The sequence below is a fragment of the Pseudomonas sp. GV071 genome, from assembly GCF_003050835.1.
GTDB lineage: Bacteria > Pseudomonadota > Gammaproteobacteria > Pseudomonadales > Pseudomonadaceae > Aquipseudomonas.
Genome location: NZ_QAOJ01000002.1, coordinates 458,307 through 481,420, shown reverse-complemented (window position 1 = coordinate 481,420; position 23,114 = coordinate 458,307). Strand labels below are relative to the sequence as shown.

Annotated in this window: 24 protein-coding genes and 2 riboswitches; of the genes, 10 read left to right on the top strand and 14 right to left on the bottom strand. The window is 63.2% G+C overall.

Annotated features, from left to right (window positions below; all coding sequences use genetic code 11):
* Window positions 1–46: 46 nt before the first annotated feature.
* Complete coding sequence (locus tag C8K61_RS06195; protein WP_108095324.1) at window positions 47–454, top strand: SMI1/KNR4 family protein; 408 nt, start codon at window positions 47–49, stop codon at window positions 452–454.
* 93 nt (window positions 455–547) lie between these two features.
* Here C8K61_RS06195 and C8K61_RS06190 read toward each other — a convergent pair whose 3' ends face one another.
* Entirely contained in the window at window positions 548–2,302 is a 1,755-nt protein-coding gene (locus C8K61_RS06190; RefSeq protein ID WP_108095323.1) for a cation:proton antiporter, read from the bottom strand.
* Window positions 2,303–2,562: 260 nt separating this feature from the next.
* A complete protein-coding gene (locus C8K61_RS06185) occupies window positions 2,563–3,228 on the bottom strand; it encodes a GntR family transcriptional regulator (protein ID WP_108095322.1) in 666 nt (221 codons plus the stop codon).
* A gap of 215 nt (window positions 3,229–3,443) precedes the next feature.
* On the opposite strand from C8K61_RS06185, the gene C8K61_RS06175 reads away from it, so the two are divergent.
* The 6 genes from C8K61_RS06175 to C8K61_RS27170 all read left to right on the top strand — a co-directional run bounded on the left by C8K61_RS06175 (window position 3,444) and on the right by C8K61_RS27170 (window position 10,418).
* Entirely contained in the window at window positions 3,444–4,844 is a 1,401-nt protein-coding gene (locus C8K61_RS06175; RefSeq protein ID WP_108095320.1) for an aspartate aminotransferase family protein, read from the top strand.
* Between the two features lie 7 nt (window positions 4,845–4,851).
* A complete protein-coding gene (locus C8K61_RS06170; RefSeq protein ID WP_108095319.1) occupies window positions 4,852–6,219 on the top strand; it encodes a glutamine synthetase family protein in 1,368 nt (455 codons plus the stop codon).
* Window positions 6,220–6,389: 170 nt separating this feature from the next.
* Window positions 6,390–7,187: an ABC transporter substrate-binding protein gene (locus C8K61_RS06165; protein ID WP_108095318.1), complete on the top strand. Its 798-nt coding sequence runs from the start codon at window positions 6,390–6,392 to the stop codon at window positions 7,185–7,187.
* Between the two features lie 158 nt (window positions 7,188–7,345).
* Window positions 7,346–7,837, top strand: a complete 492-nt coding sequence (locus C8K61_RS06160; RefSeq protein ID WP_108095317.1) for an acyl-CoA thioesterase — start codon at window positions 7,346–7,348, stop codon at window positions 7,835–7,837.
* Between the two features lie 316 nt (window positions 7,838–8,153).
* Entirely contained in the window at window positions 8,154–9,833 is a 1,680-nt protein-coding gene (gene ybaL / locus C8K61_RS06155) for a YbaL family putative K(+) efflux transporter (protein ID WP_108095316.1), read from the top strand.
* 90 nt (window positions 9,834–9,923) lie between these two features.
* Window positions 9,924–10,418 (top strand): DUF3301 domain-containing protein, encoded by a 495-nt coding sequence (locus tag C8K61_RS27170; RefSeq protein ID WP_108095315.1) that lies wholly within the window; start codon window positions 9,924–9,926, stop codon window positions 10,416–10,418.
* A gap of 12 nt (window positions 10,419–10,430) precedes the next feature.
* Here the strand turns inward: C8K61_RS27170 and C8K61_RS06145 are convergent, their stop codons facing one another.
* The gene (locus C8K61_RS06145) at window positions 10,431–11,315 is read right to left on the bottom strand and encodes an alpha/beta fold hydrolase (protein WP_108095314.1); all 885 of its coding nucleotides are present in this window, start codon (window positions 11,313–11,315) and stop codon (window positions 10,431–10,433) included.
* Window positions 11,316–11,413: 98 nt separating this feature from the next.
* A complete protein-coding gene (locus C8K61_RS06140) occupies window positions 11,414–12,391 on the bottom strand; it encodes a GTP-binding protein (protein ID WP_108095313.1) in 978 nt (325 codons plus the stop codon).
* A 118-nt stretch (window positions 12,392–12,509) separates the two neighbouring features.
* Between C8K61_RS06140 and C8K61_RS06135 the strand changes: the two genes are divergently transcribed.
* Window positions 12,510–12,863 carry an NADH:ubiquinone oxidoreductase gene (locus C8K61_RS06135; protein WP_108095312.1) on the top strand — a complete coding sequence of 118 codons (354 nt, stop codon included), beginning with the start codon at window positions 12,510–12,512 and terminating at the stop codon, window positions 12,861–12,863.
* Between the two features lie 6 nt (window positions 12,864–12,869).
* Here the strand turns inward: C8K61_RS06135 and zigA are convergent, their stop codons facing one another.
* Both zigA and C8K61_RS06125 read right to left on the bottom strand, forming a co-directional pair.
* Window positions 12,870–14,075 carry a zinc metallochaperone GTPase ZigA gene (gene zigA, locus C8K61_RS06130; protein ID WP_108095311.1) on the bottom strand — a complete coding sequence of 402 codons (1,206 nt, stop codon included), beginning with the start codon at window positions 14,073–14,075 and terminating at the stop codon, window positions 12,870–12,872.
* A gap of 197 nt (window positions 14,076–14,272) precedes the next feature.
* Window positions 14,273–14,794: a DUF3617 domain-containing protein gene (locus tag C8K61_RS06125; RefSeq protein WP_108095310.1), complete on the bottom strand. Its 522-nt coding sequence runs from the start codon at window positions 14,792–14,794 to the stop codon at window positions 14,273–14,275.
* 179 nt (window positions 14,795–14,973) lie between these two features.
* Between C8K61_RS06125 and cls the strand changes: the two genes are divergently transcribed.
* Window positions 14,974–16,413, top strand: coding sequence for a cardiolipin synthase (gene cls / locus C8K61_RS06120; protein ID WP_108095309.1), 1,440 nt, complete (start codon window positions 14,974–14,976; stop codon window positions 16,411–16,413).
* A 5-nt stretch (window positions 16,414–16,418) separates the two neighbouring features.
* On the opposite strand, the gene C8K61_RS06115 is transcribed toward cls, so the two are convergent.
* The 8 genes from C8K61_RS06115 to C8K61_RS06080 all read right to left on the bottom strand — a co-directional run bounded on the left by C8K61_RS06115 (window position 16,419) and on the right by C8K61_RS06080 (window position 21,229).
* Window positions 16,419–16,922 carry a GNAT family N-acetyltransferase gene (locus tag C8K61_RS06115; protein ID WP_108095308.1) on the bottom strand — a complete coding sequence of 168 codons (504 nt, stop codon included), beginning with the start codon at window positions 16,920–16,922 and terminating at the stop codon, window positions 16,419–16,421.
* Window positions 16,923–17,012: 90 nt separating this feature from the next.
* Entirely contained in the window at window positions 17,013–17,774 is a 762-nt protein-coding gene (locus C8K61_RS06110) for a DUF2063 domain-containing protein (protein ID WP_108095307.1), read from the bottom strand.
* On the bottom strand, window positions 17,765–18,625 hold the full coding sequence (locus C8K61_RS06105; protein ID WP_108095306.1) for a DUF692 domain-containing protein: 861 nt from the start codon (window positions 18,623–18,625) through the stop codon (window positions 17,765–17,767). Before C8K61_RS06105 ends, C8K61_RS06110 begins: the two co-directional genes overlap by 10 nt.
* A gap of 49 nt (window positions 18,626–18,674) precedes the next feature.
* Complete coding sequence (locus C8K61_RS06100; RefSeq protein WP_108095305.1) at window positions 18,675–18,926, bottom strand: hypothetical protein; 252 nt, start codon at window positions 18,924–18,926, stop codon at window positions 18,675–18,677.
* Window positions 18,927–19,071: 145 nt separating this feature from the next.
* A complete protein-coding gene (cobM, locus tag C8K61_RS06095; protein WP_108095304.1) occupies window positions 19,072–19,827 on the bottom strand; it encodes a precorrin-4 C(11)-methyltransferase in 756 nt (251 codons plus the stop codon).
* Window positions 19,824–20,237: a cobalamin biosynthesis protein gene (locus C8K61_RS06090; RefSeq protein WP_108095303.1), complete on the bottom strand. Its 414-nt coding sequence runs from the start codon at window positions 20,235–20,237 to the stop codon at window positions 19,824–19,826. Before C8K61_RS06090 ends, cobM begins: the two co-directional genes overlap by 4 nt.
* Before the next feature lie 77 nt (window positions 20,238–20,314).
* Window positions 20,315–21,031: a CbtA family protein gene (locus tag C8K61_RS06085; RefSeq protein WP_108095302.1), complete on the bottom strand. Its 717-nt coding sequence runs from the start codon at window positions 21,029–21,031 to the stop codon at window positions 20,315–20,317.
* A 12-nt stretch (window positions 21,032–21,043) separates the two neighbouring features.
* Window positions 21,044–21,229: a CbtB domain-containing protein gene (locus tag C8K61_RS06080; RefSeq protein WP_108095301.1), complete on the bottom strand. Its 186-nt coding sequence runs from the start codon at window positions 21,227–21,229 to the stop codon at window positions 21,044–21,046.
* A 109-nt stretch (window positions 21,230–21,338) separates the two neighbouring features.
* A riboswitch (cobalamin riboswitch) is annotated at window positions 21,339–21,516 on the bottom strand.
* Between the two features lie 115 nt (window positions 21,517–21,631).
* Window positions 21,632–21,845: riboswitch (cobalamin riboswitch) on the top strand.
* Between the two features lie 108 nt (window positions 21,846–21,953).
* On the opposite strand from C8K61_RS06080, the gene cobW reads away from it, so the two are divergent.
* On the top strand, window positions 21,954–23,006 hold the full coding sequence (gene cobW, locus C8K61_RS06075; RefSeq protein ID WP_108095300.1) for a cobalamin biosynthesis protein CobW: 1,053 nt from the start codon (window positions 21,954–21,956) through the stop codon (window positions 23,004–23,006).
* Window positions 23,007–23,114 lie beyond the last annotated feature (108 nt).

Sequence of the window (23,114 nt, the reverse complement as noted above, 5' to 3'; positions counted from 1 at the left end):
CAGCTACTGTATAAATCCACCCCCCATTGCCCGAGGAGAGCCAGCCATGGAAGAAGTCATCGACGAGCTGCGTGAACTCAACGAGAAAGTCCCGGTGCCGCTGGAGCTGCCGGATGAAGAATTGCTGGTGGAGATTGAAGAGCAGCTGCTGATCAGCATCCCTTTCGAGTTCCGTGAGTTCCTGCTCAAAGTCAGTGACGTGGTGTACGGCCGCCTGGAGCCGGTCACCGTGACCGACCCGCAATCGCACACCTACCTGCCAGAAGTAGCCTCAGTGGCCTGGTCGCTCGGCGTACCGCGCGAGCTGATTCCGCTGTGTGAAGACAACGGCAACTACTACTGCGTCGAACTCGACGGCACCGTGCTGCTGTGGGACGGCGACGAAGAAGACCTCACCGACGAAAGCTGGGACTCGGTGTGGAAGTGGGCGCGCGAGGTATGGCTGGAAAGCTGATTTCCCGGCCATGCACGAAACTGTAGGAGCGGCTTCAGCCGCGATGCGTTTCAAGATCAAGCGCATCGCGGCTGAAGCCGCTCCTACGGAGTCTCAATGCGGATCGCGCTGTTCCAACGTCTCCAGCAGCGCAATCTGCATCCGCGTATGCACGCGGATCAGCCAGCGCCACAGCAGCGCGCTGATGCCTGCCGCCAACAGGGCGATCAGCACCAGCAATTCCAGGGTCGGCAGAATGCTCGCCGACAGCGCCATTAACAGCAGCAGAATCACCACCAGCGACAACGCCGGAATCAGTTCGGCCACCACCTTGCGCACCCGCGCCGTGTGGCGCCCAGCCATTTCCGCTTTCACCCCCATCTCCGCCAACAGCATCGACAGCGCCTTGAGCTTGCGGTAGGCGGCGATCAGGAACGGCAGCGAAAGCAACAGCGCCGCGCCCCAGATCAGGCCCTTCTGCGCGTTATCGGCTTGCACCCAGTCCACCAGGTGCAGCGCCAGGCGATCGGCAAAAAACGCGCTGACAAAAAAGATCGCCACCACCAGCGCCAGATTCACCCCCACCTGCAACAGAATCCGCCGGATCATCGCCGCCAACACCGCGCCCTCGCCTTGCGGCTGGATGCTGCGCAACCACTCACCGTACATACCGAACACCCGCGCCACCGGCTGCGGTACCACGGCGGCGAGCTTGTTCGACAGCGGGTCAGCCACGCGAATCAGGTAAGGCGTGGATAAGGTGGTCAGTACCGAGACGGCCACCGCTACCGGGTAAAGGAAGTCGCTGGTCACCTGCAGGCTGATGCCCAGCGCGGCGATGATGAAGGAGAACTCGCCGATCTGGGACAGGCCCATGCCGACGCGCAGCGAGGTGCGCCCGTCGTTGCCGGCAATCACGCTGCCGATGCTGCACGACACCACTTTGCCGACCACCACAGCCACGGTGATGACCACAATCGGCCAGGCGTACTCCACCAGCACAGCGGGGTCGATCATCAGGCCGATGGCGACGAAGAAGATCGCGCTGAACAGGTCGCGCACCGGTTCCACCAGCCGCTCGATCTGCGCCAACTGGCGCGACTCGGCCATGATCGCGCCGATCAGGAACGCGCCGAGCACCATGCTGTATTCCAGCTTGACCACCAGCAGGCAGAAGCCAAAACACAGGCCCAGCACAGTGACCAAGAGCATCTCGTTGCTTTCGAACTTGGCCACGTAGGCGAGCAGTCGCGGCACCAGCAGAATGCCGATGACCAACGCCACCACCATAAACAGGCTGAGCTTGCCGACCGTGGCGAACACCTCGCCGGCCTCGACGCTACCGCTCAGGGCGATGCCCGAGAGCAAGGCGATGATGCCGATGCCGAGGATGTCTTCAACGATCAGCACGCCAAAAATCAGCTGGGCGAAGCGCTCGTTTTTCATCTTCAGGTCGCCCAGGGCCTTGACGATGATGGTGGTCGAGGAGATGGCCAGGATGGCGCCGAGGAACAGCGAGTCCATGGTGCTCCAGCCGAAGTAGCGGCCGATCTCGAAGCCGAGCCAGATCATCAGCACGATTTCCAGGAACGCCGCGATAAACGCCGTGGCACCGACCTTGAACAGCTTGCGCAGGCTGAATTCAAGACCCAGGCAAAACATCAGAAAGATCACCCCCAGCTCGGCCAGGGTCTTGATCGTTTGTTCGTCGTGGATCAGGCCGAAGGGCGGTGTGTGCGGACCGATAATGAAACCGGCGACGATATAGCCGAGCACCACCGGCTGCTTGAAGCGATGGAAGAGGATGGTGACGATACCGGCGACCAGCATGATGACGGCCAAGTCTTGAATGAAGCTGATGGCATGCATGGCGTCGGACTCCTGTTGCAACGCCCCCCTCGGGGGATTGTAAGAAAAGTCCGACCATACCATCGCCGCCCAGGCGCTCTGGGCGGGAGCAATAGAATGAAACAGTTATGCCGGGACTGTTTGCCACCGGCATCTCCGGGCATCCGCCTACACACGCAGATTCTGGGTCCCAGCCTTCGCTGGGACGACGGTATTTTTGACAAAGACATCCGTCATCCCAGCGCAGGCTGGGATCCAGGCAATTGAAGGTAACGGCAGCTCTAGCCCCGTGCCTGACCCTGCACGCCTTCCAGGTCCAGCAGGTTGAGCAGGAAATTGCCGAAGTAGGTCAGGTCCTGCTCCATGGCCAGGCGCGCGGCCTTGCCATCACCGGCCCGCAACGCGCTCAGGGTGTCGTCGTGGAAGTCATTGAGGCGCAGCGACAGGTCCGCTTCGGTGAACAGCCGGTTGAAGAACGGCCCCACCTGTAGCCACAGGTTCTCGATCTGGCGCAGCAATATCGGGTTGCCGCAGGCGCTGTAGAGGGTCAGGTGGAACTGGCTGTTGTCGTTCAGGTAGCCCTGCACGTCGCGGCGCTCCAGGGCGCTTTCCATGCGTTCGACGCAGCCTTCAAGCACTGCCATGTCGGCCGTCGTCAGCTGACTGGCCGCGCTTTCCACGGCTAGCCCTTCGAGCGCCAGGCGCACCTGGAAAATATGCAGAAAACGTTCACGGGTCATCGCCGGTACGCGCAGGGAACGCTGCGGCTCACCTTCCAGTGCGCCTTCGGCCACCAGGCGCTGCAAGGCGGCGCGCACCGGCATCGGGCTGGTGCCCAGGGCACTGGCAAGGTCACGAATTTTCAGGCGTTCGCCCGGTTTGAAATGTCCGGCTAGCAGGCCGGCGCGCAGTTGCTGGTAAAGCTGGTCTTGAAGGTTCTCGGCCATAAGGGGTTCACCGGGCCGAGACCGGCGGGGCCGGCAGTTGATTGAGGGTCAGGCTGCATTCGTGGGTCATGGTGGTTTCCAGGGGCGAGGATATGGGGAGGCTTGTTGTGATCACAAACTGTAGAAAATCTACCAAAAAGGCGCAATATTTGTCTCGCTTGACATGCCTGTGATCACAAATCAGCATGTATGAAAAATCGAACGAGATGTTCTCCATGACCGCCAGTGGCATCAGTGACCGCGTAATCGGCGAATTCGCCGCCCAGGAACGGGCGCGTTTTCTCGCCAACAACCCCAACTCCATCGCCCTCGCCGAGCGTGCCCGTGGCTCGTTGTTCGGTGGCGTGCCGATGCACTGGATGAGCGATTGGTCGACGCCCTCGCCGCTGTTTGTCAGCCGCGCCCAGGGCGCGCGTTTTTATGATGTGGACGGCCATGAGTACGTCGACTTCTGCCTCGGCGACACCGGCAGCATGTTCGGCCATTCCCCCGCTCCGATTGCCCGCGCCCTGGCCGAACAAGGCGCCAACGGCCTGACCACCATGTTGCCCGGCGAAGATGCGGTGGTGGTTGGCGAGCTACTGGCCGAGCGCTTCGGCCTGCCCTATTGGCAAGTGGCAACCACCGCCACCGACGCCAACCGCTTCGTGGTGCGTTGGGCGCGCGCCATTACCCAGCGCAATACCCTGCTGGTGTTCGATGGCTGCTACCACGGCACCGTCGATGATGTGATGGTGCGCTGCCAGGACGGCCGAACCGTGCACCGCCCAGGCTTGCTGGGCCAAGCCTATGACCTCACCGAACACAGTCGCAGCGTGCCGTTCAACGACCTCGCCGCCCTGGAAGCGGCGCTGCAAACAGAAGACGTCGCCGCCGTGCTGTGCGAGCCGGCGATGACCAATATCGGCATGGTCCTGCCCGCCCCGGGCTACCTGGCCAAGCTGCGCGAACTGACCCGCCGCTACGGCGCCCTGCTGATCATCGACGAAACCCACACCATCTCCACCGGCCCCGGCGGCTGCACCCGCGAATGGGCGCTGGAACCGGACTTCATCACCCTCGGCAAACCCATCGCCGGCGGCGTGCCCTGTTCGGTGTATGGCTGCACGGCGGCCATGGCCCAGGCCATGCTCGAAGCGCGCAGCCGTGCCAGCAGCCATGGCCAGGCCCACGGCCACAGCGGCATGGGCACCACCTTGTCGGCCAACGCCCTGGCCATGCACTGCATGCGCGTCAACCTCGAAGAGGTGATGACCACGGCGGCCTACGCGCATATGTTGCCGCTGGCCGAGCGCCTGGCGCAGGGTTTTGCCGCCTTGATCGGTAAACACCAGTTGGCCTGGTCCGTGACGCAACTGGGCGCGCGCTGCGAGTTCCAGTTCTGCACGCGTCTGCCGGCCACCGGTGCCGAAGCCGAGGCGGCGTTCCATGACGAGCTGCAGATGGCTTTGCACCTGTACCTGATCAACCGCGGCATTCTCATCACCCCGTTCCACAACATGACCCTGTGCTGCCCGGACACCACGGCAGCCGACGTCGACCGCTTGCTGAGCACCCTCGACCAGGCTCTGACCGAACTGCTGGCACGTCCCGGCGCCCGTGAAACCACTGAGTAACCCCACCATGGCCTTCGCCGACATTCAGGAAGCCCGCGACTTTCTCGCCGCCAACCCGCAAGTGCGCAGCATCGAGCTGTTTATCATCGACAGCAACGGCGTGCCGCGCGGCAAACTGCTGCACCGTGACGAGCTGCTGGCGATCTACGCCAATGGCCGACCGCTGCCGAGCACCATCCTCGGCCTGACCATCAATGGCGATGACGTTGAAGACACCGGCCTGGTCTGGGAAGTTGGCGATGCCGACTGTTGGACCTATCCGCTGCCCGGCAGCCTGACCCTGCAACCGTGGCGCGAACGGCCCACCGGCCAGGTGCAAGTGAGCATGCACCCGCAACACGGCTTGCCGGCCACCGTCGCCGACCCCCGGCATGTGTTGGTGCGGGTGATCGATAGCCTGAAAGCCGAGGGTTATCACCCGGTGATGGCGGTGGAGCTGGAGTTCTACCTGCTCGACCGTGAGCGCGGTGACAACGGGCGGCCGCTGCCAGCGCGTCAGGCCAACGGCGCCCGCCCCCACGCCACCCAGGTGTACGGGGTGTACGAGCTGGAACAGCTGCAGCCGTTTCTCAACGACTTGTATGACGCCTGCGAAGCCCAGGGTTTACCGGCACGCACGGCGATTTCCGAATACGCCCCGGGGCAGGTGGAGATCACCCTCGAACACCGCTTCGACGCCCTGCAAGCCATCGATGAGGGCGTGCGCTACAAGCGCCTGGTCAAAGGCGTGGCCAACAAGCACGGGCTGCAGGCCTGCTTCATGGCCAAGCCGTTTGGTGACCTGGCCGGCACCGGCATGCACATGCACGTGAGCCTGGCCGACGCCGAGGGCAACAATCTTTACGCCAGCGAAGACCCGGCTGGCACCCCGCTGCTACGCCACTCCATCGGCGGCATGATGAGCACCCTGCTGGATTCGTTGGCGCTGTTCTGTCCCAACGCCAACTCGTTCCGCCGTTTCCAGGCCAACAGCTACGCACCGCTCGCGCTGACCTGGGGCATCAACAACCGCACCGTGTCGTTGCGCGTACCGGGCGGCTCGGCCATTAGCCGGCACATCGAACACCGCATCTGCGGCGCCGATGCCAACCCGTACCTGGCCGCCGCCGCGATTCTCGCCGGCATCCAGCACGGCATCCGCCAACAGCTCGATCCCGGTGCACCGATCACCGGCAATGGTTATGCCCAGGCGACCGAGTTCCTGCCCACCGATTGGCTGACGGCGTTGAAGGCGCTGGAACAGTCGGAGTGGGCGAAAGAAGCGTTTGGTGAGGCGTACCTTCAGGTCTATCTGGCGATCAAGAACACTGAATACCGGGAGTTCATGGGTGAAGTCGGCGAGCAAGACTGGCGCTGGTACCTGGTGCACGCCTGACGGCTTCCTGGGCGTCGGCCATGCGGCCTTGAGTACAGGCCGAAACATGCTCACGTACTGCAGTACGCTGCGCTTTTCGGCCTGTACTCGCCTTGCCTGGCTCTAGCCCAGAAACCCTCGACTTTTAAATCAGCTGCTACGTTTGATGAACCAGTTTTCGGAGTGGATGTATGCGGGTTTTGTGGGTGCTGACAGCGCTGTTGATGTTCGGCCAGGTGCAGGCCGAAACGCTGCGCGTCGGGATTGAGAGCCACGACTATATGCCGTACTTCCGCGCGCAGCCTGGCAAGCCGGTGGAAGGCTATGCGGTGGAGCTGCTGCAGCGTTTTGCCGCCGAGCAGAACCTGCAGCTCGAACTGTTGCCGCGCCCGCTCAATCGCCTGCACCACGACCTGCTCAATAGCGAAAACCTCGACATGATCTTCCCCGACAACCCGCAATGGTCGCGCGACCTCAAGGGCGACCGCCGCCTGCATTACAGCCATGCCGCGATCAACGTGGTGGACGCCAGCCTGGTGCTGCATGAGCGCCTGGGTTTGGGGCTGGCGGCGGTGAAACGGCTCGGCACCGTGCGCGGCTTTACCCCGCAGGCCTGGGACGCCGAGCTCGCCAGCGGCCAGGTGCAACTGCTGGAAGCCAATGACATTGCCGGGCTGATTCGCATGGCCCTGCGCGGACGCATCGACGCGGTGTACGCCAATGCCGAAGTGGTGCGCCTGCAATTGCAGAAAATGGGCGAGGCCAACGACCGCCTGCTGGCCGACCCGGCGTTGCCGCTGGCGCGCACCAGCTACCACTTGAGCACGGTCAATCACCCGCAGTTGCTGGAGCGCTTCAACCGCTTTCTTGAGCAGCATGCCGGCGAGCTGGCGGCGCTGCGTCAGCGCTATGGGCTGGCTTGCAGCGCCAGCGATTTAAGCGAAGAGCAGCCGGCCTGCCGCGCCCAGAGTATGGCCGGCACCCGCTGAGCGGCCCGGCTTTTGCCTATTTTTTGCTGCCCCATGGCGCGCCGGGGCGTGACGAGCTATTCCTTTCCATCGTTCCAATAGCCAATGGCAAACAGCGCCAGGCGGCGCCGCTCGCTAGGGTTGGCGGCCTTTCTCTCCTCAAGCCATACGAGTCGACCATGGAACCCGGAAACTCCCAGCTGACAATGACCGTCCTGATGACCCCCGACATGGCCAACTTTTCCGGCAATGTGCACGGAGGGACGCTGCTCAAATACCTCGATGAAGTGGCTTTCGCCTGCGCCAGCCGTTATGCCGGCACCTACGTAGTGACCTTGTCGGTGGACCAGGTGATTTTCCGCGAGCCGGTGCATGTCGGCGAGCTGGTGACCTTTCTCGCCTCGGTGAACTTCACCGGCCGCACCTCAATGGAAATCGGCGTGAAGGTGGTGACCGAGAACATCCGCGAACGCTCCGTGCGCCACACCAACAGCTGCTTTTTCACCATGGTGGCGGTGGGCGATGACGGCAAACCTACGGTTGTGCAGCCACTGGAACCGGAGAGCGTCGAAGGCAAACGCCGCTTCAAACAGGCCCAACAGCGGCGTGAGCTGCGCCAGGAGCTGGAGCAGCGTTATCAACAGATTCGTGACGATGGCGATCACGCGTAAGGTCCCAAAAGCTCGCGGCTAAATCGGATGGCCGCCCCCCTCCCACAGGTATCGTTGATTCATGTGGGAGGGGCTTTAGCCGCGATGCTTTTGATCTGCACAGCCAACCTGTAAACATCCTGTTTAAAAATGCCCACCACGCAACGCCCGGTTTGGCACGTTCGCTGCGATAGACTGTGGCCCGCATCGCGCCGCCGACCAACGGTAAACCTCAGCTGCCTCCCCTCCAGCCCAGGTACCGGCAGCGCGTTGCTTCAGACTGGCCCACACTGAATTGCACCGCGGCCAGCCCTTCGCGCGGTAAACGGGAGATTCCATGGTTCATCACACCCCCCTGATTGCAGCACTGGCCACCGGCTTCGTGCTGGCCTTCGTGCTCGGCACTCTGGCCAACCGCCTGCGTTTGTCGCCCCTGGTCGGCTACCTGCTAGCCGGCGTCCTGGTCGGCCCGTTTACCCCCGGCTTCGTCGCCGACAAAGACCTGTCCAATGAACTCTCGGAAATCGGCGTAATCCTGCTGATGTTCGGCGTCGGGCTGCACTTTTCCCTGAAAGACCTGATGTCGGTGAAAAACATCGCCATCCCCGGCGCCCTGGTGCAGATCGGTGCCGCCACGCTGATGGGCATGGGCCTGGCCTGGCTGCTGGATTGGCCTTGGGGCGCCGGCCTGATCTTCGGCCTGGCGCTGTCGGTGGCCAGTACGGTGGTGTTGCTACGGGCGCTGGAGTCACGGCAGTTGATCGACAGCCGGCGCGGCAAAATCGCGGTGGGTTGGCTGATTGTCGAGGACCTGGTGATGGTCGTGGCGCTGGTCTTGATTCCCGCGCTGGCCGGCGTGCTCGGCGGCCAGGACGCAGCGCCCGACGAGGGCATCTGGCTACAACTGGGCATTACCCTGGCCAAGGTGGCGGCCTTTGTCGCCCTGATGATCGTGGTCGGCGGCAAAATCATTCCCTGGCTGCTGGAAAAAAGCGCAGGCACCGGTTCGCGTGAGTTGTTCACCCTCGCCGTGCTGGCCATTGCCATGGGCGTGGCCTATGGCTCGGCGGTGCTGTTCGGCGTGTCGTTCGCCCTCGGCGCGTTCTTCGCCGGGATGATCCTCAACGAGTCGGAGTACAGCCATAAGGCGGCCGAAGATTCATTGCCACTGCGCGATGCCTTCGCCGTGCTGTTCTTCGTCTCGGTGGGCATGCTGTTCAACCCCATGGTGCTGATCAACGAGCCGCTGCTGGTACTGGCCACCCTGGCGATCATCGTGCTCGGCAAATCACTGGCGGCCCTGTTGATTGTGCTGGCCTTCGGCAAACCGCTGAGCACCGCGCTGACCATCTCGGCCAGCCTGGCCCAGATCGGTGAGTTCTCGTTCATTTTGATCGGCCTGGGCGTGGGCCTGGACCTGGTGCCGGAAGCTGCCCGCGACTTCGTTCTGGCCGGGGCGATTCTGTCCATCGTCATCAACCCCATGCTGTTCACCCTGATCGATCGCATCCAGCCGTGGCTCGATGCGCGGGAAAACACCGCACCGGTCGGCACCGTCGAAGAAGAGGCAGCCGAGGAGTTCCAGCCGATCACCGAAACCGGTCACGCCATCCTCATCGGCCACGGCCGGGTCGGCAGCCGCATCAGTGCGCGCCTGCGTGAAGAAGGCATCCCGCTGGTGATCATTGAAGACAACCGCACCCAGGCTCAGGAGCTGCGCGAAGTTGGCCACAGCGTGGTACATGGCAACGCCGCCAGCAGCCGGGTACTGGAGTTGGCCAACGTAGCCCAGGCGCGCTGGCTGCTGATCGCCATCCCCAACGGCTTGGAGGCCGGGCAGATCGCCATTCACGCCAGGGCGGCCAACCCTGAGCTGGACATCATTGCCCGCGCCCATTTCGACGACGAGGTGGACTACCTGCAGCAACAGGGCGCCGATCTGGTGGTGATGGGCGAGCGCGAAATCGCCCGCATCATGTTCGACCGCCTGGGCCTGCACACCCCGGCGGCCAGCTGAAGCCGCCGCCTGGCTGACGCATAAAAGTGACACTGGAGTTGGCCGGCTGGAGGCGAGTAAGCTTGGCCCTCTCGTTGGAGTGCAACCACCATGCTGACCCTGGGCAATATGTTCGTGCTGATGTTGCTGGCCGCTGGCGCCGCCTGGTTATGGCACGCCCATGGCTTGCGTGAGCGCGCCCTGGAACGGGTGAAACAGCACTGCCAACGCATGGAAGTGATTCTGCTCGACGACAACGTGGCGCTGCGCAAAGTGGCGCTGCTGCCGGACGCCCGCGGTCGGCGACGGCTGGCGCGGGTGTATGGCTTCGAGTTCACCGTCACCAGTGAACAGCGGCATGCCGGCACCATCACCATGTTTGGTCAGCACGTTGGCAACATCGAGCTGGCGCCGCATCCCTTTGTCGAGAAACCCGGCCAGCCACTTGAGCAGCACAATGTGGTCGGCGACAGCGTGGTCATTGATGCCGTGGCAACGCCACGCGCAGCCCCCGAAGCCGTCATCGACGTGGTGCCCGAGCGGGTCAGCGCCCAGGTGGTGCAACTCAGCGACTGGCGCCGCAAGCACGACAAACTGCAGCACTGATTCCCGCAGGCTTTAACCCGGCAACAGAAAACTACCCACACGCTCGGCGCTGTCTTGCGGGGTCTGCTGCATAAAGCAGTGCCCACCCGCCACCACCTGCGCACGCACGTGGCTGTTGAGCGCGGTGACCCGCGCTACGGCCTTGGCCACAAACGGATAGCTGTGCTGGCCGTGCAGAATCTCGGTGGGGGTGACGATCTTGTTCAGCGAACTCCACAGCCGTCGCGGGTAGGAGCTGAAGATTTCTGCCTCGCGGCTAGGCCGGCATTTCAGCTCGACACCGTCCTCGACCTCTTTCAACGCATGTTCCACATAGGCCCATAGCGCGGCGTCTTCCCAGCCTTTGAAGGTGCCCCGACCATACAGCCCGGCATAGGCCGCCGCGCGGTCGGTCCAGTGCTTGCGCCGCGCCGCCGACTTGCGTGCCATGGTGTGGCGCCGGTGCAGGCCGAGCACTTCGGACACCGCCATGACACCAATCAGCGCCGGCGGAAACAGCACCGGGTCGAGCAATACCGCGCGCCGAAACAGCTCGGGGTGCTTGGCCAGAATCAGACTGCTGAGCACGCCACCAAAGCTGTGGCCCAGGGCAAAACGCGGCACGTCGCCGAACTGCCCACGGCCGACGTCGAACGCCTCCACCGCCAGCTCGGAGCTGCGGTTCCAGCCATGGAAACGGCCACCATGGTCGCTTTCGCCATGGCCCTGGATGTCACACAGCCACAGATCGAAATCAGCCGCCAGGTGCTTGAGCATCGGCTCGTAAGTACGCCCGCAAAAACCATTGCCATGGAGGAAATGCAGCAACGGCTTGCCACTCGGCTCGCTGTGCCAGCCACGCAGGGTGAAATGGGCGGAGCTGGCGTGGGACCAAGGGTGGAGGGTGAAGGCGGTCATCGGTGCGGACTTCTGAAAAAACCAGCCGGGAGTTTACCGGTTAAAAGCATCGCGGCTAAAGCCGCTCCTACGGATTGTGCCGGCTCGTAGGAGCGGCGTTAGCCGCGATTTCCGTCCAACAGACAGCGCGTAAATCCGCCACCCAACGCCTGCTCATCCTGCGGCTCGCTAAAGATCAGCTCTAACCGCGAATCCTTGCGCCATTCACTGCTCTGCCAATGCAACGCGTCGCCGTTCAGGGCGTTGGCTGACAGCCAACCGGCGTTGGTATGCAGCACCAGCTTGGCACGGCGCCAGGGCAAGGTGGCCAGCCACATTTGTACCCGCATCAGCTCGAACTGCTGGCTCGGGTGCCAGCGCCAACCGATGCTCCAGCCTTCAGCCTGGCCGCCGCTCTGGCAGATCGGCTGGCTGGGGTCGAGCCACACGCTGGCCAGGCTGGCGGCGCTGCTGGGCAGCTTGTCGGCGTCGGTGGCGCTGCCGGGACGAGCGCTCAAACCTGGCAGCTCGGCCAGCGGCAACGCGCCCTGAGTGGTCCAGAACAGCGGCCGTGCTGGCAGGCGGCTGGCGAGTTTTTCCCGCGTCTCGGCATCCAGATTTTCCGCTTTGTTCAGTACCAGCAAACCGGCGTCGGCGAGCGCCGCCTGCTGGCTATCCGACAACGGGTGCCCGGCGGCCAGCGCTTCGGCATCCAGCACCAGCACGCTCGGTTGCACGGCCAGCACCCCTTCCCATGGCGGCTCGCGCAATTGCTGCAACAACTCAGCCGGATGACCCAGGCCCGACGGCTCGATAAACAGCCGATGCGGTTTGGCTTTGCGCAGCAAACGCGCCAGGCCGATCTGGAACGGCGCGCCATTGACGCAGCACAGGCAGCCGCCAGCCACTTCGCTCAGGGCAATGCCGTCGTCGTCCGTGGTCAGCAACGCGGCATCCAGACCAATCTGGCCAAACTCGTTGATCAGCACCGCCCAGCGCTCGTCGGCCGGGCGCTGCGCCAACAGTTGGCGGATCAGGCTGGTCTTGCCGGCGCCCAGAGGGCCGGCGATCAGGTGCGTGGGAATGTCGCTGAGCACGGTACTTTTCTCGGTGATTTGTGCGGTGGCTAACCATCGGTGAAAAGCCGCACGGGCACAAGCGCGGGCCTGGGCATGCTAGAGTCGCCGGCAAATTTTCCGGCGCTGGAGACCCTCGATGCGCGTACTGCTGTTGCCGTTGCTGCTTCTGCTGTCTGGCCAGGTGCTGGCCGAAGCCTGTGTGGTACACAGCCAGGCTGAACGCCTGGATGTGAAAGTCTGCCAACAGAACCGCAGCATCCCGCCCAACCTGTTCCACACCGGTTTCTGCCAGCCGACGCTGAAGGGGCAGAAAGTCTCGGTGGACTACGTCGAGCAATGCCCGCAGGGCTCGTTCGGTGTGTGCCGCTCGGCCAAGGTGCCGGGCACGCCGTACCAGCAGGATATCCACTACTACGGCGTGGCCAGCGACGCGGCCTACCTCAAGCCGGCCTGCGAGAAGCAGAACCGCGGCGTGTGGATGGATCGCTAACGTGCGTTACGCCGCGTCGTGCCAGGGGCCGAACGGGTCTGCGTAATGCGCCCAGCCTTCGGCACCCGAGGCCATTTCCGTATCGCTTAACAGGCAGTCATCCAGCTCGGCAGTGAGCTGGGTGAAGTCGATGTTCTGGCCGATAAATACCAGCTCCTGGCGGCAGTCACCGACCTCCGCACTCCAGTGCCGCATCACCGTCGCCACGCCCTCGTCATCTTGCGGCCATTGGTCTTTGGGCACATGCCGCCACCAGCGCCCGGCAAAGCCATAACGCATCAAACCGCCGGCCTGCGACCAACTCCCGGCGTCCTGGTGTTTGCTCGCCAGCCAGAAAAAACCCTTGGAGCGCAGCAGCCGGCCATTGCTCCATTCGCGGTTGATGAAGCCATAGAAGCGCTGTGGATGGAACGGCCGGCGCGCACGGTAGGCAAACGAGGCGATGCCGTATTCCTCGCTTTCCGGCACGTGCTCGCCGCGCAGTTCTTTGAGCCAGCCCGGCGCCTGGGCAGCGCGCTCGAAGTCGAAGCGGCCAGTGTCGAGAATCTTGCCCAGCGCCACCTCGCCCATCACCATCGGCAGAATTTCCGCGTGGGTGTTGAGGCTGGCGAGAATGCCCATCAGCTCGGCGCGCTGCTCGCGGGAGATCAGGTCGATCTTGCTGATCAGAATGACGTCGGCGAACTCCACCTGGTCGATCAGCAGGTCGGTGATCGAGCGCTCATCTTCCTCACCCAGTACTTCGCCGCGACTGGCCAGGCTCTCGGCCTCCTGATAATCGCGGAGAAAATTCAGGCCATCAACCACGGTGACCATGGTGTCCAGGCGCGCGATGTCGTTGAGGCTCTGGCCATCTTCCCCGCGAAAGGTGAAGGTTTCCGCAACCGGCAGCGGTTCGGCAATGCCGGTGGACTCGATCAGCAGGTAGTCGAAGCGGCCGTCGCGAGCCAGGCGGCTGACCTCTTCCAACAGGTCTTCGCGCAGGGTGCAGCAAATGCAGCCGTTGCTCATCTCCACCAGTTTTTCTTCGCCGCGGTTGAGGCTGACGTCGCGCTGCACCTCGCTGCCGTCGATGTTGATTTCACTCATGTCGTTGACGATCACCGCCACCCGCAAGTTGTCGCGGTTGCGCAGGATGTGATTGAGCAGGGTGCTTTTGCCGGCGCCGAGAAAGCCGGAGAGCACGGTGACGGGTAGGCGGGGGTCATGCATGGGGAAGTCCTCATCCGGCTGCTGGGCGCAGCGCTGGGGCTGTCGATTTAGACGTTATACTATAACAATTAAACCGATCTTTTCCGCAAGCATTCAGTTTTCAAACGCCAATAAAAAACCCCTGCACCGCGCTGTGAGCCAGCAGGGCCAGGGGTTTCACGTGGAACTGGCGTTTTAATTGCGCCTTGCCAGCGGGCTCAAGGTTGACGCGTTGGCAAGCTTGAACAGTCTGCCGCCAACCAACGGCCCTGGGATTCCGAGCGCCCTTGCTGGTTCTGCCCGCCCATCAAAAACGTACCGTTGATGGTGGTGGAAAATTCCCGCGCACTGAGAAAGGTGGTCTGCCCCTGCCCTTTACCCTGCGGGCAACTGACGTTGAATTTCATCATTTGCGGCGTGCGTTCGGTGATCTGTTGGCTGCAACCGGCCTGGGTGCCCTGGGTGGGGAAACTGTCGGTCTGGGCCTGCTGCGGAGTGATGCACATGCGCACGCCATTGCCAGCCATGGCCACGCCCTGTTTGGCCATCGCCTGCTCGGCCATTTTCCGTTGCTCGGGCGGCAGGCTGCCCATCAGCAGTTGCAGGTCTGGCAGTTGCTGGCCATTGACCTGCAGGGCCGTCGATTTGATTTCCCACAACCCCGGTTGCAGCTGCTGCGCCTGCGCCAGTGGCGCTAAGCCGAGCGCAGCGGTACAGGCGAGAACAAGGCGAATCTTCATATGGCAGGGTCCTTCTGGCAGGTAGGTAGCGGCGCGAACACGAATGTGACCGCAATCTGAGCAGTCCGTTTTAAACGTAGCTACGTCGAGCGCAGTAGTTTTAAGACGGGCTGCAAGGGTGACAGTTGCAGCCGCACACGGCACATTGCATGTCAGCACATTGCGCAAGCGACCCTGGCATGGACCTGATCATTCCACCGCTGTTCGGTTACCTGATAGCCCTGACCCACATTCTCGGGGTGTGCGCGGCGACCCACGCGATCCTCACCGTGCGCACCGCCCAAGGTTCGATTGCCTGGGCGCTGTCGCTGCTGTTCATCCCCTACCTGACCCTGATTCCCTACCTGGTGTTCGGCCGCAGCACCTTCGATGCCTATGTGCGTGCGCGCCGCCATGCCGACCGGGAAATGCGCACCGCCATGGGCACCCTGAACTGGCGCCCGTGGGCCGAAGAAGCCCTGGCCGCGCAAGACACCGATGCCTACCGCACCCTGCGCGGCCTGCCGGCGCTCGGCCATATGCCCTGCCTGGCGAATAACCAGGTGCGCCTGCTGATCAATGGCAACGCCACCTTCGAGGCGATTTTTGCCGCCATCGCCCAGGCCCGGCAGGTGGTGCTGGTGCAGTTTTTCATCATCCACGACGACGACCTCGGCCGCCGCTTGCAGGCCTTGCTGCTGGAACGGGCAGCGGCCGGTGTGGCGGTGTATGTGCTGTACGACAGCATCGGCAGCCATGCGCTGCCCAAGCGTTACGCACAAACCTTGCGCAATGGCGGTGTCGACGTGCGCGCCTTCAGCACCCACCGCGGCATCCTCAATCGCTTCCAGCTGAATTTCCGCAACCACCGCAAGATCGTGGTGGTGGATGGCGAGTTCGGCTTTCTCGGCGGGCTAAATGTCGGCGACGAATACCTCGGCCTGAAAGCGCCACTGGCACCGTGGCGCGACACCCACCTGGAACTGCGCGGGCCAGCCGTGGCCTGCCTGCAGGAATCGTTTGCCGAAGACTGGTTCTGGGCCACCCGCCAGTTGCCGCCATTGATCCTGCCGGATGCCTACGGCGGCGAAGGCAAACTCTGCCAGGTGCTCACCAGCGGCCCGGCCGACGCCCAGGAAACCTGCTCACTGTTTTTTGTCGAAGCGATCAACTGCGCCCGCGAGCGCCTGTGGATAACCAGCCCGTACTTTATCCCCGATGAGTCGGTGTCCGCCGCCCTGCGCCTGGCGGTGCTGCGTGGCGTCGATGTGCGCATTCTGCTGCCCTCGCGCCCGGACCACCGCACGGTGTACGCCGCCTCCAGCCTGTACGCCTTCAACGCCCTGCACACCGGGGTGCGGGTGTTCCGTTACCAGCCGGGGTTTCTGCACCAGAAGGTGGTGCTGATCGACCAGAAGCTGGCCGCCATCGGCAGCGCCAACCTGGACAACCGCTCGTTCCGCCTGAACTTCGAAATCATGCTGATCACTGTCGACGAGAGCTTCGCCCTGGAGGTGCAGCACATGCTCGAACAGGACTTCGCCCAGGCCATCGAACTAGCGGCCGGCGATGACCAGAACATCCATCGCCTGCGGCAGTTGGGGATGCGCATCGCGCGGCTGATTTCGCCGATTTTGTGACCGCCCTATTCGGCGTCCACTTCTTCCTTGTAAACCTGCAACCCACGCGCCTGGTAATTCCCCAACGCACTTGGGTGATCGAGCGTGCAGGTATGCACCCACACCCGTTTGGTGCCCGGCCAGGCCCAGGCGGTTTGCAGCGCGTGAGTCAGCAGCGGGCCGCCAAAGCCTTTGCCGAAAAACTCCTGCACCAGGCCGAAGTAGAGAATCTCGACATCGCCTTCGTCACTGCGCTGCAGCTCGTAGTAACCGGCGATGGCGCCCTGCTCATAGGCGACGAAGGTGCGGTGGTTGTCTTGCTCCACCAGGTCGCGCCATTGCTGGTCGGTCCACACCAGTTTGTCGGTCCACTCCCAGGGGCCGCCGACCAGTTGGTAAAGAAATCGGTTGAGCGGGAATTGCTTGATGGCGCATTCAACGATGCTCAGCGCTGCCGGCAGCGGCTTGCCGCGGATGGCGTCGCTGCTATGCATTTCCAGGTAGTACGTGATGTTTTCAACGGCTGCCATGACCGGCCCCTGCATGGAATTCGGCGCCGAGGTTAATCCACCGGCGCCGGCAGGTGCACATCCAGCTGACGGTTTTTTTATCCGTACAGATCATTCGGCGCGTTGCAGCAGCCCTTCACTGAGCCATTGCTTGAGCCAGCCGGCGGCCAGGGCGGCGGGGTTTTCGGCGCGTTCCGCGAGGCTCAGGCACAGCTCGGCAAAGCTCCAGCCTTGCTCGACCATACCGTGCAAGGCGACGGCTTCGTCAGGCCCCAGGGTGCGGAACTGGCCTTGCAGATCGGCGCGCCAGACCAGGCACGTCTGCGCCTCTGCCAACGGCGCACTCGCCAATAGCGGCTGGTCATTTTTGACCGCGCGCCAAATCGCCAGGCTGTTGTAGTGCAGCTCCAGCCACTGCACCGAGGGCAAACAACGCACCCGCAGTTCCGGCCATTCGGCGGGCGCCAGGCTGGCCATTTGTGTAAGAGTCAACGGGCTTCCCGGCGGAGCATCGAAGGCCAGGGTGAAGGCCCATTCCAGCCGCGCCAATTCCGCCCACGCCGGTTCGGCGAGAAACCCGGCAAACCGCGCGCCCAGCCAGCGCAGGCTGAAGTGCTCAGACGGGTTGGCCTGAAGATAATCGCCAGCCAGCTGGGCAAAAACCTCGTCGCCCAGCAGCGCCAGCAACGCGGGAAAATCCCCGCGCAACGCTTCCTGCAGCCGCGCGCGGTAAGCGTTGTGGTAGATCGCCAAACCTGTTTCCGCGCTCAGCGTGGCACTGCCCTGCAACGAGCTGAGCAATGCCGGGGCGGGCTGCCCCTGGGCATCGAGCAGGTAGGCTTCCAGGCTCAGTTGCCAGTCCTTCAGGCGCATACTGGCTCCCGCAACAACGCAGCGGTGCCCAGTTCGCGCGCCCGCTCCAGCTCGGCCAGCAACTCGCTCAAGGGCGGAAAATGATCATCGCGCTCCAACAAGGTCGCCACCGGGCCAAGGCGTTGCAGCGTGCGTTGGTACAGTCGCCACACCGGGTCGCTAACCGGCTGATCATGGGTGTCGATCACGTAGTTGCCGTAGTCGCTGTGGCCAGCCAGATGCAACTGCCGTATCCGAGCCGGCGGCAACGCGCAGATGAATTCCCACGGGTCAAAACCGTGGTTACGCGAACTGACGTAGACATTGTTGATATCCAGCAACAGCTCGCAGCCGCTGAGCTCGCTCAAGGCCGCGAGAAACTGCCACTCGGTGAACTCATCGCTGCTGGTGCGCACGTAGCTGGAGACGTTCTCCAGCACCAGCGGCCGGCCCAGCACGTCTTGCACCTGGCGCACCCGTTCGGCCACGTGCTCCAGGCTTTCCTCGGTGTAGGGCAGTGGCAGCAGATCGTGCAATTGATGAGCGCTGCCTCGGCTCCAGCACAGGTGATCGGAAATCCACGCCGGACGGATGCGTTCGGCCAGCTGCCGCACCTGGTGCAGGTAGGCCATGTCCAGCGCATGCGGACCGCCAATGGACAGCGACACGCCATGCATCACCAGGGGGTAACGCTCGGCGATGGCGTCGAGGTAGTACAGCGCCTTGCCGCCCTCGACCAGGTAATTCTCGGTGAGCACTTCGAACCAATCCACCGACGGATTGGCCTGCAGAATTTCGTCGTAATAGGCCGTGCGCAACCCCAGGCCATAGCCCAGGAAGGCCGTACCACTTGCCGGTGTAGATGCAGACATAACGTACTCCGCAACAGCGGGGCGGCCGCTCTGGCCGCCCCGGATGCACTCAGCTACCGACCTTGCCACCGGCTTCGGTACAGGCCGCTTCGGTCATCGCCTTGAAGCCCTGACCTTTGCAGGAACCTTGGCCTTTGCAGGCGTTGCTGGCGGTTTTGCAGTCGTTCTGGCCTTTGCAGCCATTGATGCCGTAGCAATGCACTTTGGCGTCTTCAGCGAACACCTGGGTCGACATGCTGGCGAACAGGCCAGCGGCGGCCAGCGCCAGGGCGGCACCAGCAGCAGCGGTTTTCATGGTCATGTTGTTATACCTCTGAAAAGGGGATGTGCCGGCCGTAATAGGCTTATTCAGTCCCGGCATAGAGGTAGAGTTAAGTCCCATAACGGCGTTACAGGTGCCGGCAAAAAAAACGTTGAAAAAGGTTGCCGACTAACGGCGCCCACCTTTATTCGCTGGCCGGGCGATAGAGGTGCGCATGGCCGGCGCGATACAGGTTGGAGTCGGCAAAGGCATCGGCTGCCAGCACCCGGCCGACCACAATCAGCGCCGTGCGTTGAAAACCTTTGGCCGCCACGCCCGCCTCGATATCCGCCAGGGTGCCCAGCACCCAATCCTGGTCCGGCCAGCTGGCGCGGTGCACGACGGCTATCGGGCAATCCGCGCCGTAGTGCGGCAGCAACTCCGCAACGATCTTGCCCAGGTGCTGCACCCCCAGGTGAATGGCCATGGTGGTGCCATGCCGGGCGAGATCACCCAGTTCCTCGCCGGCAGGCATTTTCGAGCGGCTGCCGTAGCGGGTAAGGATCACTGTCTGGGCAATGTCCGGCAGGGTCAGCTCACTTTCCAGCAACGCGGCGCAGGCGGCAGTCGCGGTAACGCCCGGGATGATCTCGAAGGGAATATTCAGGCGCCGCAAATGGCGGATCTGCTCGCCAATGGCGCCATACAGCGAGGGGTCGCCGGAGTGCACCCGGGCCACGTCCTGGCCGCGCTGGTGGGCGCTGTCGATCAGGGCGATGATCTCGTCCAGATGCAGTTCGGCGGTGTTCACCAGCGTCTCGGCCTGATGCCCTTCCAGCACCGCTTCCGGCACCAGCGAGCCGGCGTACAGCAGCACCGGGCAGCTGCGAATCAGGCGCTGGCCTTTGACCGTGATCAGCTCTGGATCACCGGGCCCGGCGCCAATGAAATAGACCGTCATGCCTGCTCCTCAACCCCAGCCACGGCAACGGTGGCCTGGGCGCTGCTGTGTTTTTCGATACGCAAAGCTGCGTGGCGGCCGCTCAACATTTCGACCTGGAGCAGCGCACTGGCTTCGGCAACGCTGGCGGCCCCGACGCTGCGCAGTGCGGCAGCAGAGACGGCAGAAATACGCGCGCTCATCCCCTGCAATTTCTCAGCGGTGAAGCCGGCCAGCGGTAGTTCCAGGCTGAGCGCCAAGGCGCATAACCCTGGCTCCTGGCATTTGTGCTCAAGGCTCGCCAGGCCAGCGAGGTCCGCCAGGGCCAGGCCGTTGGCGGACAACGTCTGCTCCAGCAACTGGCGCAACTCGGCCTCGCTGCAGCCCGCGCGACAACCGATTCCAGCGATATAGGGGGCAACATTGGGCACAAAAAAAGCCTGTTATGGATAAGAAAAAACCCGCTGAGGGCGTGCCCACCAGCGGGTTTGTGCGCAGCAACGGTGAATTAAACCGCGTTGCTGCCCGCGAAGCGACGGTACAGCCAGGCGCTCAGCAGGCCCAGGGCCGACCAGAACAGCGCGTTGGTGATCAACGACGCCCAGATAAACTGATGTTCCAGCGCTTCAGGCGCCAGGCTGGAATGCACCTCAGGCTGCGGCGCGCCAATCACATGGGGCACCACCAGCAGCGCGGCACCGACAACTTTCACCGCCCAGTGGCGGGCAAATACCAGCAAGGCAAGGCCGACGGCGGTAGCGGTTGCGGTGCCAATCCACCAGTACTGGCGCAATTGCAGATCCGCCGCAGCGGTACCCGGCAATTCCGGCGGCAAGCCCAACGACGGTGCCAGGCAGAAGGTGGCGAAACCGGCCAGGCCCCAGAACAGGCCATCACGGGTACGGCCCGGCGCACGCAGGGTGAACAGGCCCGCCAGCATCAAGGCGAAGCCAACCGCGACCACCAGATTGCCACCGGTGGTGGACAGCACGCGCTGCCAGCCATCTTCCGGCGACCAGGCTTCGCTACTGTGTTCATGGGAGTGCGCTGCGGCGCCGGCTTCATGGCTGTGCTCAGCCACTACTTGTTCAACGGCGGGCTCGGCGTTCTCGAAGGTCTCGCCCTGAAGAATCAGCGGTGCCACCCAGAAGCTTTGCAGCAGGGTGAGAAACAGGGCGCCCAACAGGCCGGCAAAACCTGCGGTTTGCGCAATACGCTTAATCATTGCAACGACCCCTTAGTGGCACGGAAACGCGGCACTGTGACGGGTATCGTGGGCGGCGTTGTGCACCGCCTCGATATGCGAAAAGCCGGCGAAGTACACCAGCAAGGCACCGAGCAGGCCGGCGCCAATCGCCAGAACCAGGCGTTGCGATAGCGAGGTACTGGCCTCGGCAGAATGTGTAAGGGTGCTACTGGACATGACCGTTCCCTCTGAACTGGAAATGAAAACGTAGCAGAAGGGAACGCACGAGGAGCCGAATACGAGCGTATTCAGACTTCCGGCTTGCGCCCGCCCACCGCGGGTTTTGCCTACTGGTATGAATTCAGGCCGGTCTCCGGGCTCGCGCGGTTGATCACTCTCAACCAGCGCCTACCGTTGCGGGGGCAGCGTCGGACTAGCTGCCCAGGAATTAACCAGAGCGCGCACCGACTTCCCGTTTCACCTTGCGCACGACGACGCAAGACACCTGAAACAGCGCGCTAGGACACCATTTTCGTTGGCAAAGGTCAACGTTGGGTGTTGTAGATCCATTGAGGCTTGAGCCTCGAGTTTTTGATCTACTGGTGCATCCCTCAATTTGACCCATCCCCCGCCACTGCGTAGCCTTGCTCCCTTCGAGGTTCTCTGCGCGTCTGCGCCAGAGCTAAGAGGGAACGCGGTCCGCTCCACCAAGAGCCAAGCCGCGGCTGCCCCCGCAACTGTGAACGACCTGCTTTTTTCCATTGCCACTGCACCTGCGGGAAGGCGAAAAAAGCGGCCCGCCTGACGGGCCAGGTCGTGAGCCAGGAGACCTGCCTCGCAAAGCTTCCACGAACCGGGCGGGGTGATCCGGTGGCGAACCTGCTGCGAGCTGCCTGCTCGTCGCCGTCCTCGCAGCTGCCCGCCGATCCGATTTCGCTCGCATCACACAGGGCAACAACCGATGAAAAGCTTGGCCAAACTTCCCGTCACCATCGTTACCGGCTTCCTCGGCGCCGGCAAAACCACCCTGCTGCGCCATATGCTCGATAACGCCGAAGGCCGCCGCATTGCGGTGATCGTCAACGAGTTCGGCGAGCTTGGTATCGACGGCGAAATCCTCAAGCAATGCTCCATCGGCTGCACCGAAGAAGAAGCCAATGGCCGTGTCTATGAGCTGGCCAACGGTTGCCTGTGCTGCACCGTGCAGGAGGAGTTTTTCCCGGTGATGCGCGAGCTGGTGGCGCGCCGTGGCGACCTCGACCAGATCCTCATCGAAACCTCCGGCCTGGCCCTGCCCAAGCCACTGGTACAGGCCTTCAACTGGCCGGAAATCCGCAATGCCTGCACTGTCGATGCGGTGATCACCGTGGTCGACAGCCCGGCCGTGGCTGCCGGCACCTTCGCCGCCTTCCCCGACCAGGTGGATGCCCAGCGCCGCGAAGACCCCAACCTCGACCACGAGTCGCCACTGCACGAGCTGTTCGCCGACCAACTGGCCAGCGCCGACCTGGTGATTCTCAACAAGGCCGACCTGCTCAGCCCTGAAGCCCTGGCCGCGGTGCGCGCCGAAGTGGCCGAAGAACTGCCGCCGGCGGTGAAAGTGATCGAAGCGCGCAGCGGCGTGCTGCCGCTCTCCGTGCTGCTGGGCCTGAACTCGGAAACCGAGCTGCACATCGACAGCCGCAAAACCCACCACGACCTGGAAGACCACGAGGAGCACGACCACGACGAGTTCGACTCCTTCTCCGTCGAGCTGCCGGAAGTCGAAGAAGCGTCATTGCTCGCCGCCCTCAATGGCCTGGTGGAGCGCCATGGCGTGCTGCGCATCAAGGGCTTTGCCGCCATCCCCAACAAGCCGATGCGCTTGCTGATCCAAGGCGTGGGCAAACGCTTCGACAAACACTTTGACCGCGCCTGGCGCAGCGATGAAGCGCGTGCCAGCCATTTGGTGATCATTGGCCAGGAGTTGGATCAGGCGGTGATCGAAAACGAACTGCGTACGGCATTGGCGTGACCACGTTCGCTGCGCTTTGGCACCCTCTCCCGCTTGAGGGAGAGGGTTGGGGTGAGGGCCGCTTTTTTGCGTTGGCCCCGACCCTCTCCCTCGGTCCCTCTCCCGCAA